This is a genomic window from Ectopseudomonas oleovorans, assembly GCF_003052605.1.
GTDB lineage: Bacteria > Pseudomonadota > Gammaproteobacteria > Pseudomonadales > Pseudomonadaceae > Aquipseudomonas > Aquipseudomonas oleovorans_A.
On record NZ_QASO01000123.1, the window covers coordinates 1 to 16,834 of the forward strand.

A 16,834-nucleotide genomic window follows, 5' to 3' on the forward strand; every position below is an offset into this window, starting at 1 on the left:
CACGAACAGCACCGGGTTGAACACCTCCACCTTGATGTCCAGCTCGACCAGCGCGGCCAGTCCATTGATGGATTTGCGGAAGTCGACGGGCTTTGGGTAGAGATAGACCTTCTGCACTTTGGCGTCGGGACGCATCATGACGGAACTCCACGGGAAAATAGGGAGCCCAGCATCCGGGATACGGAGAGGTCAGTTGAAGATGGGGTCTATGGAGCGCATACGAAAATTCTGCATCGAAGTGACGGAAATGGTCGCCCTGGGTGAGCTGGGCGTCTCCGCCCAGTGGATCGAGGAACTACGCAGCAAGGGGCTGAAAGTCGCCCTGGACGATTTCGGCAGCGGCTTCGCCTCCTACGCTTATCTGCGTCACCTGCCGCTGGATATCCTCAAGATCGACGGCAGCTTTATCAGCGGCATCGAGAACGACCCGATCAACCAGGCCATGGTCGGCTCGATGCGACAGATTGCCGGGCAATTGGGCCTGCTCACCGTCGCCGAATTCGTCGAGACCCAGGCCAGCCTGGACTGCCTGCGCCGCCTCGGCATCGACTACGCCCAGGGCTACTTCGTTGGCCGTCCGCAGCCCTTGCGGCAACTGGCCGACGACGCGCGTCGCCACGACACTCAGGAAGCCTGATAGAGCGCCACCGGCACGCGCTCGAGCAGCGCCAGATCCAAGCGCAACATGCGCACGCAGCGCGCTTCGACCAGGCTGGCTGGCAGCTCGTTGTTCGGCAGGGCCAGCAACAGACCGGTGAGGTTGAGCACCAGCGCCTCACGCGAGAACACGCCGCTGCCCAGGCCATAGAGCGCTGCGATCAGCTCTCGCAGGCCGAACGGCAATCGCCAGCGGATACGCAGGGCCGAACCGAAGCTCGCCGAGCGGCGCAGCATCGCATCGTCGATCTGCTCATTGCTCAGTTCACCCCCCGCTTCCTGCCAGTCCTGCAGGCTGCGCAGCAGGGCCAGTTCGCCCAGATTGTGCAGCAGACCGGCGGTGTAGCAGAGCTCGGCGTCCAGCTTCAGTTCGAGCGCCAGCCAGCGCGCCAGCTCGGCGCTGCGTCGCGCCTGCTGCCAGGTATGCGCAGCCAATTCTGCCAGGCGCGGGTCACGCAACTGGGCATTGCGCTGCAGCGCCAGGCCCAGCACCAGATTCAGCGTGCGCGCCACACCCAGGCGCTGCAGTGCCTGGGTCAGGGTATGACAAGGCACACCCTGATGCTGCGCGGCGGTGCTGGCTGCGGCAATCAGCAGCGCGGTGATCTGCGGGTCGCTGCCGAATACCGCTTCCAGCTCGCCCAGGTCCTGCTCGCCGGCCTGCAGCCCCTGACTCACGGCATTGCGTACATCGCTGAGCAGCGGTGCACCCTGCCCCTCTTCGCGCACCGTATCCAGATAGTCACGCAGCTCGCTGAGCAACAGCGGCTGACGCACCGCCACCGCAGCCGCAGGCGCGGGCAACAATGTGCGCAGACGCTGACGCAGACTCTCGGCATTGAAGGGCTTGGCCAGATAGGCACTGGGCGCCAGCGGCCGCGCGGCGCGCACGCTGCTGGCATCCAGGCGACCACTGATGAGCACGAACGGCAGCGCCGGTGTACGCGGGTGACGGCGCAACTGGCGCAGCAGCTCCAGGCCGTCGAGCCCCGGCAGCTCGCCATCGGCGATCACCAGATCGGGCAAGCGCCGCTTGCAACGCGCCAGTGCCGCCTGACCATCGCTGACCTGCAGCACACGGGCATCGCCACACACGTCGAGCACCAATTGCTGCAACAGGTTGGACGTCCAGGGATCCGCCTCGGCAATCAGGACTTCCACACAATGAGCTGAAGCGGTCATGCGAGCCTCTGGGCGAATGACGAACGGAGGATGCCCGAACCCCATGTCCCCACATCCACCAAAAAGCTGATGGATGAGTCAGTTCCACGGCAACGGCGCAGTCTAAACCGAGGTGTTGCGTGACGTAAGTCACAGGTGACCGGGTTGCGCAAAAAAAATGCGCGACCAATAGCCGCGCCAACCGACCCGCGCAAATGAGCGGCGCAGGCGCGAGTCCGAGGGGGAAACACGGGCAAAAAAAAGCCCGCCGATTAGGGCGGGCTTCTTTGCCAGGCAGCCGATCAATTACTTGATCTTGGCTTCCTTGTACATCACGTGCTTGCGTACGACCGGATCGAATTTCTTGATTTCGATCCGGTCGGGGGTGGTGCGCTTGTTCTTGTCGGTGGTGTAGAAGTGGCCGGTACCGGCGCTGGACACCAAACGGATCAGTTCACGCATGACTCTCTCCTTAAACCTTTTCGCCGCGAGCGCGCAGCTCAGCCAGCACTACGTCGATGCCACGCTTGTCGATGACGCGCATGCCTTTGGCAGATACGCGCAGACGCACGAAGCGCTTCTCGGACTCGACCCAGAAGCGATGGTGCTGCAGGTTCGGCAGGAAACGACGACGGGTTTTGTTGTTTGCGTGGGAAATGTTGTTCCCGGTTACCGGACCCTTACCGGTAACTTGACAGACTCTCGACATGCCTCAGCCCTCTAAAACCACATGCCCAACCCGGCATGGGTTGGCCGCTTAAACTCAATGTCATTGGCGCTCGGCGCCGCGTTTCTCGAGGGTCTTACCGGGCGCACTGGATAGCGCAAGAACCGGGCCCCTAGAAAAGAGCGCTGCTTTATACCAGAAAGCCCTGGGAGCAACAAGGAAAAACGCAGGATAAAACCCAACCCCGAGCCAGCAGCCCCGCCGGGGGCCGGCCCGTTGGGGCCTGATCAAGATTTGACCGCTCGTCGCCTCGATCGGGTATTCAGCGCATGGCAAATCGATTAGGGTTGCAAGCTTGCCGTTCACGCCAGGAATGAGGACTTCACCATGCGCCTGTTGCTCGCTGCTCTACTGTGCACCCCGATCCTGGCCCAGGCCGCCACCCTCAGCGTATGCACCGAAGCCAGCCCGGAGGGTTTCGACGTGGTGCAGTACAACTCGCTGACCACCACCAATGCCTCGGCCGACATGCTGATGAACCGCCTGGTGGAGTTCGATGCCGAGCAGGGCAAACTGCTGCCGAGCCTGGCGCGCAGCTGGTCGATCTCCGCCGATGGCCTGGTCTATGACTTCACCCTGCGCGACGACGTGCAATTTCACCACAGCGCCGACTTCAGCCCCAGCCGCACTCTCGATGCCCAGGACGTGCTGTTCAGCTTCCAGCGCATGCTCGACGAGCAGCACCCCTGGCACGCGGTCGCTGCCAGCGGTTATCCACATGCCCAGTCGATGCAGTGGCCAAGCCTGATCGCCAAGATCGAGGCGCCGGATGCGCACCGCGTACGCATCACCCTGAACCGCCGCGATGCGACCTTCCTCGCCACCCTGAGCATGGGCTTCGCTTCAATCTATTCCGCCGAATACGCCGACCAGCTGATGGCCGCCGGCACCCCGCAGAAGCTCAACAGCGCGCCCATCGGCAGCGGTCCGTTCGCCTTCGAGCGTTTCCAGAAAGATGCCGCCGTGCGCTACCGCGCCAACCCGGAGTATTTCGCCGGCAAGCCGGGCGTGGACCGGGTGATCTTCGCCATCACCCCGGACAGCAACGTGCGCCTGCAGAAACTGCGCCGCGGCGAATGCCAGATCGCCCTGTCGCCGAAACCGCAGGACGTGCAGGCCATCGCCGGCGACGCCAAGCTGAAAAGCGCACAGACCGCCGCGTTCATGACCGCCTTCGTCGGCATCAACAGCCAGCATCCACCACTGGACAAACCGCAAGTGCGCCAGGCGATCAACCTGGCCTTCGACAAGGCCAGCTACGTCAAGGCCGTGTTCGAGGGCAGCGCCGAGCCGGCCAATGGCCCGTACCCGCCGAACACCTGGAGCTACGCCAGCGAACTGCCCGGCTATGCGCATGCGCCAGACAAGGCCCGCGCCCTGCTGGCCGAGACTGGTCTGGCAGAGGGTTTCAAGACCACCATCTGGACCCGCCCCAGCGGCAGCCTGCTCAATCCCAACCCCAGCCTCGGCGCGCAGCTGCTGCAGGCGGATCTGGCCAAGGTGGGCATCGACGCCGAAATTCGCGTGATCGAGTGGGGCGAGCTGATCCGCCGCGCCAAGGCCGGCGAGCACGACCTGCTGTTCATGGGCTGGGCTGGCGACAACGGCGACCCGGATAACTTCCTCACCCCGCAATTCGCCTGCGCCTCGGTGCAGTCCGGGCTGAACTTCGCCCGCTACTGCGACGCAACGCTGGACAAGCTGATCGCGGAAGGCAAGGCCAGCAGCGACCAGGATCAGCGCAGCCGCCTTTATCACCAGGCGCAGCAGATCATTCAGGAGCAGGCGCTGTGGCTGCCGTTGGCCCACCCGACCGCCTTCGCGTTGCTCAGCAGCAAGGTCGAGGGTTACAAGGTCAGCCCGTTTGGCCGGCAGAATTTTGCTTCGGTGCAGATGGCACCCTGAGCCATCATCATGGTGGGCTAAAGCCCACCCTACACCTCACCTAAAGACAGGTAGGGCGGGTGCAACCCGCCGCATCGATAACGGCGGGTTGCACCCGCCCTACGCATGTCCCAGCTACATCCAGCCGAGTTCGGCCATCGACAGCGGCTCGCCATCGCCGACGATGAAATGGTCGAGCACGCGCACCTCGACCAGCGCCAGAGCATCCTTGAGGCGCTGGGTCAGTACGCGGTCGGCCTGGCTGGGTTCCGACACGCCCGATGGGTGGTTATGGGTAAGGATGACGGCGGCGGCATTGTTGGCCAGCGCACGCTTGACCACCTGCCTGGGATAAACGCTGGCGCTGTCGATGCTGCCGCGAAACAGCACCTCGAAGGCCAGCACGCGGTGCTTGGCATCGAGGAACAGGCAGCCAAACACCTCATGCGGCTCGTGGCGTAGCTGCGCCTTGAGGTAGTCGCGCACCGCCTGCGGACTTTCCAGCGCTGAATCGCGGCGCAGGCGCTCGGCCAGATGGCGCCGCGACATCTCCAGCACCGCCTGCAGTTGCGCGTACTTGGCCGGGCCCAGGCCGAGGTGCTGGCTGAAGCCAGCCAGATCGGCTTCGAGCAGAGCCCTCAGGCTGCCGAATTCGCTGAGCAGATAGCGCGCCAGATCCACCGCACTCTTGCCGGTCACCCCGGTACGCAGAAAGATCGCCAACAGTTCGGCGTCGGTCAGCGACGCCGCGCCCTGCTCCAGCAATTTCTCCCGCGGGCGCTCTGCCGCGGGCCAGTCACGAATGCTCATGCACACCTCCCTATTGAGCCAGGCGCCCGCTGTTCCGCTGCGGGCGCTGTGCTATCGTAGCCCATCTTTTTACACGGGGCCGGCCTGGGGAGGCGTTGGTCACGTGGCGCACATCCACCGGTTTATAAAAGGCAGGCCTATGCAGCGGCTGTATCGCAAACGCATCATCGTCGGCGTGGGGGGCGGTATTGCTGCCTACAAGAGCGCCGAACTGGTTCGCCGACTCAAGGATCAAGGCGCCGAAGTCCGCGTGGTGATGACCCAGGGCGGACGCGAGTTCATCACCCCGCTGACCCTGCAGGCCCTGTCCGGCCACCCCGTGCACCTCGACCTGCTCGACCCGGCCGCCGAAGCGGCGATGGGCCATATCGAGCTGGCGCGCTGGGCCGATCTGATCCTCATCGCTCCTGCCACCGCCGACCTTATCGCGCGCCTCGCGCAGGGCGTGGCCAACGACCTGCTGACCACCCTGGTACTGGCTACCGATGCGCCGATTGCTCTGGCCCCGGCGATGAACCAGGCCATGTGGCGCGACGCAGCCACCCAGGCCAACCTCGAACTGCTGCAAAGTCGCGGCATGCGCCTGTTCGGCCCGGCATCCGGCAGCCAGGCCTGTGGCGATGTCGGCCTCGGTCGCATGCTCGAAGCCAATGATCTGGCCCAACTGGCCGCCGATTGCTTCCAGCGCCAGGCGCTCGATGGCCTGCATATCCTGATCACCGCCGGCCCGACTCAGGAAAACATCGACCCGGTGCGTTACATCACCAACCACAGCTCCGGCAAGATGGGCTTCGCCCTGGCCGAGGCCGCCGCCGAAGCCGGCGCGCGCGTGACCCTGGTCAGCGGCCCGGTGCACCTGCCGACGCCGGACCGGGTCAGCCGCATCGACGTGGTCAGCGCCCGCGACATGCTTGCCGCTTGCGAAGCGGCGATGCCCTGCGACGTGCTGATCGCCGCCGCCGCGGTGGCCGACTACCGCCCGGAAGTGGTAGCCCAGCACAAATTGAAGAAAGACCCCAGCAGTGGCGAAGGGATGCTCCTGCAAATGGTGCGCAACCCGGATATCCTCGCCACCATCGCCGGCCGCGAGGATCGCCCGTTCAGCGTGGGCTTCGCGGCCGAGACCGAGAACCTGCTCGAATACGCCTCGCGCAAGCTGCGCGACAAGAATCTCGACCTGATCGTCGCCAATGACGTGGCCAACCCCAGCATCGGCTTCAATAGTGAAGAGAACGCCATCACCGTGATCGACCGTGGGCTGCAGCAAACCAGTTTCGCCCAGACCAGCAAGGGCAAGATCGCCCGCCAGTTGATCACCCTTATCGCCGAACGACTGAACAAGAACTGACCATGCACGCTCTGCAAGCCAAAATCCTCGATCCCCGCCTCGGCCAGGAATTCCCGCTGCCGCAATACGCCACACCCGGTTCCGCCGGCCTCGACCTGCGCGCCATGCTCAAGGAGCAGATCGTCCTCGAGCCAGGCCAGACCGTGCTGATCCCCACCGGCCTGTCGATCTACATCGGCGACCCTGGCCTGGCCGCGATGATCCTGCCGCGCTCGGGTCTGGGCCACAAACACGGCATCGTGCTCGGCAACCTGGTCGGCCTTATCGACTCGGACTACCAGGGCGAACTGATGGTGTCGTGCTGGAACCGTGGCCAGACGCCTTTCACCATCGCCATCGGCGAGCGCATCGCGCAGTTGGTGCTGGTGCCGGTGGTGCAGGCTCACTTCGAGCTGGTCGAGCAGTTCGACGAGACCCAGCGTGGCGCCGGCGGCTTCGGCCACTCCGGTAGCCACTGACTCATACCCCACAGGACGACCCGCCGAGGAGCGCCCACGTGAAACTCTTCAAGCGTACCGCCAAGGAAGCCAACACGGCTGCCAGCCTGGTGCCGAGCAAGCCCGAGGGCAAGACGGCGAACACCTCGCTGGGCGCATTGTTACCCGGTCTGCTGGCCGCCGTGATCGGTGGGGCCGCAGGCGCCGCGCTGCTGTGGTTTGCCGATAACAGCAGCAGCCAGGCACGCCAGGCAGAGCTGGTGCAGGTCATTGGCAGCAACCAGGCCGCTGCCGTGCAGCAGGCGCTCAAGCAATTGCAGGCCGACAGCCTCGCCGCCGCTCGCAACCCGGAGCTGTTGCAAGCACTGCAAAGCGGCGACAACCTGCGGGTCAGCGAAGTCGAGCGGCGCCTGGGCTACTGGGATGGCGTGATCGATGCCCATCTCAATCGCCGCGGCGAAGCGGTACAGAACACCTCCCGCGCCGCGCCGATGAACTTCGCCGGCCTGGACATGCTGCGCCGCACCGAAAGCGGTCAGCAACCCGCTACCGAAGCCTATCGCGTGGGTGAGCGCTGGCTGGCCTACAGCGCCGTGGCCCTGCGCCCGAGTGAGAATCAGCCGGCCCAGGGCACGCTGCTGCTGGCCTTCGACCTGCAGCGACTGCTCGCAGCTGTGCCGGCGCTACCACCCGAGTATGGCCAGGTGCAGCTGGTGCAGCAGTTCGCCAACACGCCGGCGCAGGTGCTGCTACAGCGCGGCCAGGCAGGCGACGCAGCCGCTGCGCAGACCTTCGCCACCGGCAACCCGTACTGGAAGATCAGCTTCACCCCCGGCCCCGGCCTGGCTCAAGGCAGTATTTCTCCCGCGATGCTCGGCCTCGCGTTCCTGCTTGCACTGGGCGGTGCCCTGATCGGCATGGTCCTGATGCAGGGCGCACTGCAACGGCGCGTCAATCTCGACGCCCAGCAACTCGGGCAAATGCTCAAAGAACTCTCCGCCGGTAAGAACGTCAAAGCCTTCAGCCTCAGCATGCCGGTGCTCGATGCGCTGGCCCAAAGCCTGGCACGATTGCCACGCCGCAGTAGCGCTGAAGGCAGCAGCACCCCCGTTAAAGGAACAGCCGCGGCAGCCGCCGCTCAGCCGGCAGCCAAGCCAGCCGAGCTGGTCGACCCGCTGTTTCAGGACACCGATATCCTCGATATCGACATTCTCGATGAAGACCAGGATCTCCTGGGACTGGAGCAGAGCCCCGCAATGAGCACTAGCCAAAGCGCCCCTACACTTCCCGCCGACATTTTCCGCGCCTACGACATCCGTGGCGTGGTGGGCGACACCCTGACCGCCGAATATGCCTACTGGATTGGCCGCGCCATCGGCTCGCAGAGCCTGGCCCAGGGCGAGCCCAAGGTCATCGTTGGCCGCGACGGCCGCCTCTCCGGCCCGGAACTGCTGCAGCAACTGGTACAGGGCCTGCTCGACTGCGGCTGCGAAGTGACCGATATCGGCATGGTGCCGACCCCGGTGGTGTACTTCGCTGCCAACGTGCTGGAAGGCCGCTCGGCCGTGATGCTCACCGGCAGCCACAATCCGCCGGACTACAACGGCTTCAAGATCATCATCGCCGGCGATACCCTGGCCAACGAACAGATCCTCGCGCTGAAGACGCGCCTGGACAACAACGACCTGGCCACAGGCGTCGGCAGCGTGCAGCAGGTCGACGTGCTGCAACGCTACTTCAAGACCATTCGTGACGACATCGCCCTGGCCAAGCCACTGCGCGTGGTGGTCGACTGCGGCAATGGCGCCGCTGGCGTGATCGCCCCACAACTGATCGAAGCCCTGGGCTGCAGCGTGATTCCGCTGTTCTGCGAAGTAGACGGCACCTTCCCCAATCACCACCCGGATCCGGGCAAACCGGAAAACCTGGTCGACCTGATCGCCCGCGTCAAAGCGGAAAACGCCGACCTGGGCCTGGCCTTCGACGGCGACGGTGACCGTGTCGGCGTGGTGACCAACACCGGCAACATCGTCTACCCCGACCGCCTGCTGATGCTGTTCGCCAAGGACGTAGTCTCGCGTAACCCTGGCGCCGACATCATCTTCGACGTCAAATGCACCCGTCGCCTGACCCCGCTGATCAGCGGCTACGGCGGTCGCCCGGTGATGTGGAAGACCGGCCATTCGCTGATCAAGAAGAAAATGAAGGAAACCGGTGCCCTGCTGGCCGGCGAGATGAGCGGTCATATCTTCTTCAAGGAACGCTGGTACGGTTTCGACGACGGCATCTACAGCGCTGCCCGCCTGCTGGAAATCCTCAGCCTGGAAAAACGCAACGCCGAGCAGGTGTTCAGCGCCTTCCCCAGCGACATTTCCACGCCGGAAATCAACATCAAGGTCACCGAGCAGACCAAGTTCGGCATGATCGAACGCCTGCAGCGTGAAGGCCAGTGGGGCGAGGCGAACATCACCAGCATCGACGGTGTGCGCGTCGACTATCCCAAGGGCTGGGGCCTGATCCGCGCGTCCAACACCACACCGGTGCTGGTGCTGCGCTTCGAGGCCGACACCCAGGAAGAGCTGGAGCGTATCCAGGACGTGTTCCGCACCCAGCTGCTCAAGGTCGCCCCCGACCTGCAACTGCCCTTTTGACCGATTTGTTCCAGGAGCCCCTGCATGACCCTCGAGCGTGACGCCGCCGCCCAGATTGCCAAGGTATTGTCCGAAGCCCTGCCTTATATCCGCCGCTTCGTCGGCAAGACGCTGGTGATCAAATACGGCGGCAACGCCATGGAGAGCGAGGAGCTCAAGCAGGGCTTCGCCCGCGACATCGTGCTGATGAAGGCGGTCGGCATCAACCCGGTGGTGGTACACGGTGGCGGCCCGCAGATCGGTGATCTGCTCAAACGCCTGTCCATCGAGAGCCACTTCATCGATGGCATGCGCGTCACCGATACCGCCACCATGGACGTGGTGGAAATGGTACTCGGCGGCCAGGTCAACAAGAGCATCGTCAACCTGATCAACCAGCATGGCGGCAGCGCCATCGGCCTGACCGGCAAGGATGCCGGCCTGATCCGCGCGCGCAAGCTCAAGGTCAGCCGTCAGACACCGGAGATGACCCAGCCGGAAATCATCGATATCGGTCATGTCGGCGAGGTCACCGGGATCAACACCGACCTGCTCAACATGCTGGCCAAGGGCGACTTCATCCCGGTCATCGCGCCCATCGGCGTCGGCCCGGATGGCGAGTCCTACAACATCAATGCCGACCTGGTCGCTGGCAAGGTGGCTGAGGCGCTGAAGGCCGAGAAACTGATGCTGCTGACCAACATCGCCGGCCTGATGAACAAGCAGGGCGAGGTGCTTACCGGCCTGAACACCGAGCAGGTCAACGAACTGATCGCCGACGGCACCATCTACGGCGGCATGCTGCCGAAGATCAAATGCGCCCTGGAAGCGGTGCAGGGTGGCGTGACCAGTTCGCACATCATCGATGGCCGTGTACCCAATGCCGTACTGCTGGAGATCTTCACCGATATCGGCAACGGCACCATGATCAGCAACCGCAAACGCCCTTAAACAGCGGCCGCCACGCGGCCTTCTGATGACCCTCTCCCTCCGGGAGAGGGTGCCCGAAGGGCAGGTGAGGGCAAAGCGCACCGTCAAACCGGTGCGCACAGCGCACCCTACGAGATGATGCCGGTCATAGAGCAGCCTTATCGCAAGCCATCCGCACACCGACTCGAACTTGCCGCAACCCTCCTCAACATGCACGCTCACCAGGTACCCCTGAAAAGGAACCCCCATGAGCAGCTTGCCCGAACCCAGCCAGTTCAGTTTCTTCCACGCCTTACGCGTGCGCTGGGCCGAAGTCGATCCGCAAGGCATCGTCTTCAACGGCCACTACCTGACCTACGCCGACGTGGCCATCACCGAATACTTCCGTGCGCTGGGAGTCGCCTACCCCGGTGACCTGGCACAGGACGGCGGCGATTTTTTCGCAATCCGCACCTTGCTCGAATACCGTGCTCCGGCACGCTTCGACGACCTGTTGCAGGTCGGCATCCGCAGCGCACGCCTGGGCCGATCCAGCCTGACCTTTGCGCTCGGCATCTGGCGCGACGGCGAGCTGCTGACCAGCGGCGAAATCGTCTATGTTCACGCAGACGGCGCGACACGCAGCAGCGCACCGCTGCCGCAGTGGCTCAGGGAAAAGATCGGGAGTTTCGAGAAGACTCAACCGCAAGGCTGAATAGCTAAGCCCTAGGGCTTTTTCTGCGGTTCGCCAAACAACTCGGCCAAGCGCGCGCGATCAGCGGCGAAACCAGCCTCGGCTTGAGTGCGGATTTCCTTGTAGCGGGCGATATCTCGCTGCAGACGCTGCTGCTCTTCCTTGAGGTTATTGATCTGCGCCAGCAAATGCTCCGGCACCTGGCGCCCGGCACGCTCGTGGTCGGCGGCCTGGCTCTGCAGGTTGGCTTGCTGGGTACGCACCGACTGCAGGTTGCCGCGAGCGACACTGGTGACGCTGTCGAGCTCGGCCAGCTTGCGCTCGCGGGCACGGTCGACATCATCGAGGTTGGTGTAAAGGCGCAGCAACTGCGCATCGCTGCTGGCACGGGCCTTGTCCGCCTGCATGCGGGCGAACTCTTCCGGCGTCGGCGCCGGCGGTATGACCCGCAGCACACGTCCCTGGTCGTTGAGCACCTCATAACCCTTGCCGATGAATTCCGGCGGCACGCCCTGACGGCTGAGCACCGTCACGCCCTTGTCGTCGACATAGCGATACAGCTCGGCAGCCACTCCAGACAACGGCAGCAGCAGGCTACAGAGCAGCGTACAGCGGGTCAGGAGCGGTGCAGGCATAGGACGACCTTGTGCGAGGGCTAGATTCCGTACTCGGCGCGGTAGGCTTCGACGGCCGGCAGATATTGCTTCAGTTCAGCATCACCTGCCAGATATTCCAGTACCTGTTCGAGTGACACAATGCTCACTACCGGCATGCCGAAGTCGCGCTCGACTTCCTGAATGGCGGAGAGCTCGCCCTGACCGCGCTCCTGGCGGTTCAGCGCGATCAGGGTACCGGCGGCCTGGGCGCCCTGGCCCTGGATGATCTGCATCACCTCGCGGATCGCAGTGCCGGCAGTGATCACGTCATCGACGATCAGCACACGGCCCTTGAGCGGCGCACCGACCAGGGTGCCGCCCTCGCCGTGATCCTTGGCCTCCTTGCGATTGAAGCACCAGGGCAGATCACGCTGATGATGCTCGGCCAGCGCCACGGCCGTGGTCGCCGCCAGCGGAATACCCTTGTAGGCCGGGCCGAACAGCACGTCGAAATCGATGCCACTGTCAACGATGGCCGCCGCGTAGAAGCGCCCCAGCTGAGCCAGCGCCAGGCCGCTGTCGAACAGGCCGGCGTTGAAAAAGTAGGGGCTGGTACGCCCGGACTTGAGGGTGAATTGACCGAAACGCAGAACCCCGCGCTCGATGGCAAAACGAATGAAATCGCGCTGGTACGCTTGCATGAAAAGTCTCGGACGGCACGGATTTAGCTAAATGAGGTGAGCTCGGGTATCATACATGCATGTGTTTTTGGGGGCCATTTATGCGGATCATCAGTGTGAACGTGAATGGTATTCAGGCTGCGGCCGAGCGAGGTCTGCTCAGTTGGCTGCAAGCCCAGAATGCCGACGTGATCTGCCTGCAAGACACCCGTGCCTCCGCCTTTGAAATGGACGACCAAGCCTTCCAGCTGGATGGTTATTTCCTCTATGCATGCGACGGTGAAGTGCCCAGCCAAGGTGGCGTGGCACTCTACTCGCGATTGCAACCCAAGGCGGTGATCAGCGGCCTCGGCTTCGAGATGGCCGATCGCTACGGGCGCTACCTGCAGGCAGATTTCGACAAGGTCAGTATCGCCACCCTGCTGCTGCCTAGCGGGCGGGACGGTGACGAGAGCTTGAATCAGAAATTCAAGTTCATGGACGACTTCACCCATTATCTGGACAAGCAACGGCGCAAACGTCGCGAGTACATCTATTGCGGCTCGCTGCATGTCGCGCACCAGAAGCTGGACGTGAAGAACTGGCGCGACTGCCAGCAATCACCAGGCTTCCTGGCGCCCGAGCGCGCCTGGATGGATGAGGTGGTTGGCAATATGGGCTATGTCGATGCCCTGCGCGAAGTCAGCCGTGAAGGCGACCAGTTCAGCTGGTGGCCGGACAACGAGCAGGCGGAAATGCTCAACCTGGGCTATCGCTTCGACTATCAGTTGCTCACGCCCGGCATGCGCCGCAGCGTCCGCAGTGCGCGCCTGCCGCGCCAGCCGCGCTTCTCTCAGCATGCGCCGCTGATCGTCGATTACGACTGGATTCTCAGCGTCTGATCGACAGGCAGGAGCGCAGGCTTAGCGCCTAACGCCCGTCATTAGCATGTCGGCGCAGCGGATTTGTAGGAGCGGCGCCCCGCCGCGAACAAGGGCGGCGCGCACTTGAAAGACTTCGCCCCGGGGCGGGGCTCCTACGAAAAGCGGCTGCGGGAACTTGCCTGATCGGCACTAGATTTAGTGCCGATTAAGTACGCACGGGTTCACTTCACCAAACGCCAACTGAAGGGGTAGCGATAGTTCTGCCCTTCGTTGGCCTTGATACCGGCGATGATGGTCAGCACCAACGCGGCCAGACCCAGCAGCATCAGCAGCGGGAAGCCGATCACCACCACCATCAGGATGAAACAGACCACGGCGGCCAGCGCCACGCTGATCTGGAAGTTCAGCGCTTCCTTGCCCTGCGCATCGACGAAGGGGTCGAAATCCTTCTTGATCTGCCAGACGATCAGCGGGCCGAGCAGATTACCGAAAGGGAACACCAGGCCGAGAAACGCGGCGAAGTGACAGAACATGGCCCACTGGCGCGCTTCCTGACTGGGCGTAGGAAGCGGGTTTTGCAGATCGTCGTTCATCCTGATGCTCCTTGCTCGTTACGGGCTCAGTCGACCAGAGCGGCCTGCTGCAGTTCAAAGATCTCGTTCATGCCTTTCTGCGCCAATGCCAGCATGGCGTTGAATTCGTCAGGCTGGAACGGTGCGCCTTCAGCGGTGCCCTGCACTTCGATGAAGCCACCGGCATTGGTCATCACCACGTTGAGGTCGGTCTCAGCGGCGGAGTCTTCCAGGTAGTCCAGATCCAGCACCGGCTCGCCCTGGTAGATGCCGACCGATACCGCCGCGATCATCTGCTTGAGCGGCTCGCCCTTGAGCGAACCACGCTTCTTCAGCACTTTCAGCGCATCGATCAGCGCCACCATGGCACCGGTGATGGACGCGGTGCGGGTGCCACCGTCAGCCTGGATCACGTCGCAGTCGACGTACAGGGTGTTCTCGCCCAGCTTGCTCATATCCAGTGCGGCGCGCAGCGAACGGCCGATCAGGCGCTGGATTTCCAGAGTACGACCACCCTGCTTGCCGCGGCTGGCCTCACGCTGATTACGCTCGCCGGTGGCGCGCGGCAGCATGCCGTATTCGGCCGTCAGCCAACCCTGGCCCTGGCCCTTGAGGAAGCGCGGCACGCCCGACTCGACGCTGACTGTGCAGACCACCTTGGTATCGCCAAACTCCACCAGCACCGAGCCCTCGGCGTGCTTGGTGTAGTTGCGGGTGATGCGAATCGAGCGCAACTGATCGGCGGCGCGGCCACTGGGACGTTTCATCGAGCGATACCTACTTCATTAAGTGAAAACAGCTCGCATTATAGGGGCCAGCCGCCGACAGGACACGACGATTTGGCAGCGACTGACAGCAGGCAAGGCCAAGGGCTGATCACCGGCGCATGAAACAGGCACTCTCGCTGGGCTACAATCCTGCGTTTTTCGAATCGACATCCGCGAGGTATCCCATGGTTCATAGCATGACGGCCTTTGCCCGCCACGAGCAGGCAACCGCCCACGGCACCCTGAGCTGGGAACTGCGCTCGGTCAACCACCGCTACCTGGAACCGCACCTGCGCCTGCCGGAAGCCTTTCGCGACCTCGAAGGCGCCGTGCGCGAAGCCCTGCGCCAGGGGCTGTCACGCGGCAAGGTGGAGTGCACCCTGCGCTTCGCCGAGGAAAACGCCGGCAAGCAACTGCAGGTCGACAGCGAGCGCGCCCGCCAAGTGATCGCCGCTGCCGAACAGGTCGCCGCGCTGATCCAGCAGCCGGCCCCGCTCAACCCGCTGGAAGTGCTGGCCTGGCCTGGCGTGCTGGTGGCCGATTCGGCCGACCCGCAAGCCCTGAACGCTGCCGCTCTGAAGCTGTTCGACCAGGCGCTGAGTGAACTCAAGGCAGGCCGTGCCCGCGAAGGCGCCGAGCTGGCCAAGCTGCTAAACGAACGCCTCGACAGCATCCTCGAAGAGGTCGCCGCACTGCGCGAACTGGTACCACAAATGCTCGCCGGCCAGCGCCAGAAGATCGAAACCCGCTTCGCCGAGATGCAGGCTGAGCTCGACCCGCAACGCCTGGAGCAGGAGCTGGTGCTGCTGGCGCAGAAGAGCGACGTGGCCGAAGAGCTGGATCGCCTCAGCACCCACGTCAGCGAAGTGCGTCGCGTACTCAAGGCCGGCGGCGCTGCCGGCAGGCGTCTGGACTTCCTGATGCAGGAGCTTAATCGCGAAGCCAACACCCTCGGCTCCAAGGCGTTCGACCCGCGCAGCACGCAGGCTGCGGTGAACCTCAAGGTGCTTATCGAACAGATGCGCGAGCAGGTTCAGAATATCGAGTAACGCCAGCCCAGCGGCTGCTATCTTTCGTCCCACGTTTTCCCAGGATCGTTTTCATGGCCACGACCACCGGCACCCTCTACATCGTTTCCGCCCCCTCCGGCGCCGGCAAGACCAGCCTGGTCAAGGCGCTGATCGACAGCGAAGCGCAGATTCGCGTTTCGGTCTCGCACACCACCCGCGCCATGCGCCCGGGCGAAGTGGATGGGGTGAACTACCACTTCGTCGACCATGCACAGTTCAACGCCATGCTCGAACGCGGCGAGTTCCTCGAACATGCCCAGGTATTCGATAACCTTTACGGTACTTCGCAGAAATGGGTCGAGCAGACGCTGGCCGAAGGCTTCGACCTGATTCTGGAAATCGACTGGCAGGGCGCGCAGCAGGTGCGCAAGCTGATGCCGCAGAGCAAATCCATCTTCATTCTGCCGCCGACCCAGGAAGCCCTGCGCCATCGTCTGACTAACCGTGGCCAGGACAGCGGCGAGATCATCGAACGACGCATGCGCGAAGCAGTCAGCGAAATGAGCCACTACGTCGAATACGACTACCTGGTGATCAACGATGACTTCAACCACGCCCTGAGCGACCTGAAAGCCATCTTCCGCAGCAACCAGTTGTCGCAAACACAACAGCAGCAGCGCCATGCCGGGCTGCTCAGCGAACTGCTGGCGTAAAACAGCGCTTCCATTGTCGCTGGTGATTTTTTAGACTATCCAGTCCGCTCGCCCGCTCGGGCCAAGCTTATCCGCACACGTTACGAGGAACACCATGGCTCGCGTTACCGTCGAAGATTGCCTGGACAACGTTGATAACCGCTTCGAACTGGTCATGCTCGCGACCAAGCGTTCGCGCCAGCTGGCCACCGGCGGCAAAGAGCCGAAAGTGGCGTGGGAAAACGACAAGCCCACCGTCGTGGCCCTGCGTGAAATCGCCGCCGGCCTGGTGGATTACGACGTGATTGCCCAGGACGACATCGTCGAAGAAGAGCCGCTGTTCGCTGCCTTCGAGGAAGAGGCCAACGAGCCTCTGTAAGTCGATGATGCCGGGTCG

20 protein-coding genes are annotated in these 16,834 nt (G+C 63.5%); 11 read left to right on the top strand and 9 right to left on the bottom strand.

All coding sequences use genetic code 11. The features are described 5' to 3' along the window. A partial coding sequence (tnpB, locus tag DBO86_RS27095) for an IS66 family insertion sequence element accessory protein TnpB (protein ID WP_341865931.1) occupies positions 1 to 138 on the bottom strand: 138 nt, incomplete at its 3' end. A 70-nt stretch (positions 139 to 208) separates the two neighbouring features. Between tnpB and DBO86_RS21195 the strand changes: the two genes are divergently transcribed. Next, positions 209 to 637 (top strand): EAL domain-containing protein, encoded by a 429-nt coding sequence (locus DBO86_RS21195; RefSeq protein ID WP_244185589.1) that lies wholly within the window; start codon positions 209 to 211, stop codon positions 635 to 637. Here DBO86_RS21195 and DBO86_RS21200 read toward each other — a convergent pair. The 3 genes from DBO86_RS21200 to rpmB form a co-directional block, all read right to left on the bottom strand. Further along, a complete protein-coding gene (locus DBO86_RS21200; protein ID WP_017676053.1) occupies positions 625 to 1,839 on the bottom strand; it encodes an HDOD domain-containing protein in 1,215 nt (404 codons plus the stop codon). The two genes, DBO86_RS21195 and DBO86_RS21200, sit on opposite strands and share 13 nt — an antisense overlap. A 285-nt stretch (positions 1,840 to 2,124) precedes the next feature. Continuing rightward, positions 2,125 to 2,280 (bottom strand): 50S ribosomal protein L33, encoded by a 156-nt coding sequence (gene rpmG, locus DBO86_RS21205; RefSeq protein ID WP_108234754.1) that lies wholly within the window; start codon positions 2,278 to 2,280, stop codon positions 2,125 to 2,127. A 10-nt stretch (positions 2,281 to 2,290) separates the two neighbouring features. Next, positions 2,291 to 2,527 (bottom strand): 50S ribosomal protein L28, encoded by a 237-nt coding sequence (rpmB, locus tag DBO86_RS21210; RefSeq protein WP_003242523.1) that lies wholly within the window; start codon positions 2,525 to 2,527, stop codon positions 2,291 to 2,293. A gap of 345 nt (positions 2,528 to 2,872) precedes the next feature. On the opposite strand from rpmB, the gene DBO86_RS21215 reads away from it, so the two are divergent. Further along, positions 2,873 to 4,450: an ABC transporter substrate-binding protein gene (locus DBO86_RS21215; RefSeq protein WP_108234755.1), complete on the top strand. Its 1,578-nt coding sequence runs from the start codon at positions 2,873 to 2,875 to the stop codon at positions 4,448 to 4,450. Positions 4,451 to 4,564: 114 nt separating this feature from the next. On the opposite strand, the gene radC is transcribed toward DBO86_RS21215, so the two are convergent. Then, positions 4,565 to 5,239, bottom strand: coding sequence for a RadC family protein (gene radC, locus DBO86_RS21220; RefSeq protein WP_075750716.1), 675 nt, complete (start codon positions 5,237 to 5,239; stop codon positions 4,565 to 4,567). A gap of 139 nt (positions 5,240 to 5,378) precedes the next feature. Here radC and coaBC point away from each other — a divergent pair, with 139 nt between their 5' ends. The 5 genes from coaBC (at position 5,379) to DBO86_RS21245 (ending at position 11,278) form a co-directional block, all read left to right on the top strand. Then, positions 5,379 to 6,587, top strand: a complete 1,209-nt coding sequence (gene coaBC, locus DBO86_RS21225; protein ID WP_017676056.1) for a bifunctional phosphopantothenoylcysteine decarboxylase/phosphopantothenate--cysteine ligase CoaBC — start codon at positions 5,379 to 5,381, stop codon at positions 6,585 to 6,587. Positions 6,588 to 6,589: 2 nt separating this feature from the next. Beyond that, a complete protein-coding gene (gene dut, locus DBO86_RS21230) occupies positions 6,590 to 7,045 on the top strand; it encodes a dUTP diphosphatase (protein WP_017676057.1) in 456 nt (151 codons plus the stop codon). A 1,235-nt stretch (positions 7,046 to 8,280) separates the two neighbouring features. Next, entirely contained in the window at positions 8,281 to 9,675 is a 1,395-nt protein-coding gene (gene algC / locus DBO86_RS26335; RefSeq protein WP_208614024.1) for a phosphomannomutase/phosphoglucomutase, read from the top strand. Between the two features lie 24 nt (positions 9,676 to 9,699). Further along, the gene (gene argB / locus DBO86_RS21240; protein WP_104727158.1) at positions 9,700 to 10,605 is read left to right on the top strand and encodes an acetylglutamate kinase; all 906 of its coding nucleotides are present in this window, start codon (positions 9,700 to 9,702) and stop codon (positions 10,603 to 10,605) included. A 226-nt stretch (positions 10,606 to 10,831) separates the two neighbouring features. Further along, positions 10,832 to 11,278 (top strand): acyl-CoA thioesterase, encoded by a 447-nt coding sequence (locus DBO86_RS21245; RefSeq protein WP_108234757.1) that lies wholly within the window; start codon positions 10,832 to 10,834, stop codon positions 11,276 to 11,278. An 11-nt stretch (positions 11,279 to 11,289) separates the two neighbouring features. Here DBO86_RS21245 and DBO86_RS21250 read toward each other — a convergent pair whose 3' ends face one another. Both DBO86_RS21250 and pyrE read right to left on the bottom strand, forming a co-directional pair. Beyond that, positions 11,290 to 11,892 (bottom strand): DUF4124 domain-containing protein, encoded by a 603-nt coding sequence (locus tag DBO86_RS21250; protein WP_108234758.1) that lies wholly within the window; start codon positions 11,890 to 11,892, stop codon positions 11,290 to 11,292. A 20-nt stretch (positions 11,893 to 11,912) separates the two neighbouring features. After that, positions 11,913 to 12,554 (bottom strand): orotate phosphoribosyltransferase, encoded by a 642-nt coding sequence (pyrE, locus tag DBO86_RS21255; protein WP_013717752.1) that lies wholly within the window; start codon positions 12,552 to 12,554, stop codon positions 11,913 to 11,915. Positions 12,555 to 12,634: 80 nt separating this feature from the next. On the opposite strand from pyrE, the gene DBO86_RS21260 reads away from it, so the two are divergent. After that, entirely contained in the window at positions 12,635 to 13,414 is a 780-nt protein-coding gene (locus tag DBO86_RS21260) for an exodeoxyribonuclease III (protein ID WP_039965397.1), read from the top strand. 203 nt (positions 13,415 to 13,617) lie between these two features. Here DBO86_RS21260 and DBO86_RS21265 read toward each other — a convergent pair whose 3' ends face one another. Both DBO86_RS21265 and rph read right to left on the bottom strand, forming a co-directional pair. Next, the gene (locus DBO86_RS21265; RefSeq protein ID WP_003464599.1) at positions 13,618 to 13,989 is read right to left on the bottom strand and encodes a DUF4870 domain-containing protein; all 372 of its coding nucleotides are present in this window, start codon (positions 13,987 to 13,989) and stop codon (positions 13,618 to 13,620) included. A 26-nt stretch (positions 13,990 to 14,015) separates the two neighbouring features. Further along, entirely contained in the window at positions 14,016 to 14,735 is a 720-nt protein-coding gene (gene rph / locus DBO86_RS21270; RefSeq protein WP_003464600.1) for a ribonuclease PH, read from the bottom strand. A gap of 185 nt (positions 14,736 to 14,920) precedes the next feature. Between rph and DBO86_RS21275 the strand changes: the two genes are divergently transcribed. The 3 genes from DBO86_RS21275 (at position 14,921) to rpoZ (ending at position 16,816) form a co-directional block, all read left to right on the top strand. Further along, positions 14,921 to 15,784, top strand: a complete 864-nt coding sequence (locus tag DBO86_RS21275) for a YicC/YloC family endoribonuclease (protein WP_108234759.1) — start codon at positions 14,921 to 14,923, stop codon at positions 15,782 to 15,784. Positions 15,785 to 15,837: 53 nt separating this feature from the next. Continuing rightward, the gene (gene gmk, locus DBO86_RS21280; RefSeq protein ID WP_003464604.1) at positions 15,838 to 16,458 is read left to right on the top strand and encodes a guanylate kinase; all 621 of its coding nucleotides are present in this window, start codon (positions 15,838 to 15,840) and stop codon (positions 16,456 to 16,458) included. A gap of 94 nt (positions 16,459 to 16,552) precedes the next feature. Then, positions 16,553 to 16,816: a DNA-directed RNA polymerase subunit omega gene (gene rpoZ, locus DBO86_RS21285; RefSeq protein WP_003464606.1), complete on the top strand. Its 264-nt coding sequence runs from the start codon at positions 16,553 to 16,555 to the stop codon at positions 16,814 to 16,816. Positions 16,817 to 16,834: the final 18 nt, after the last annotated feature.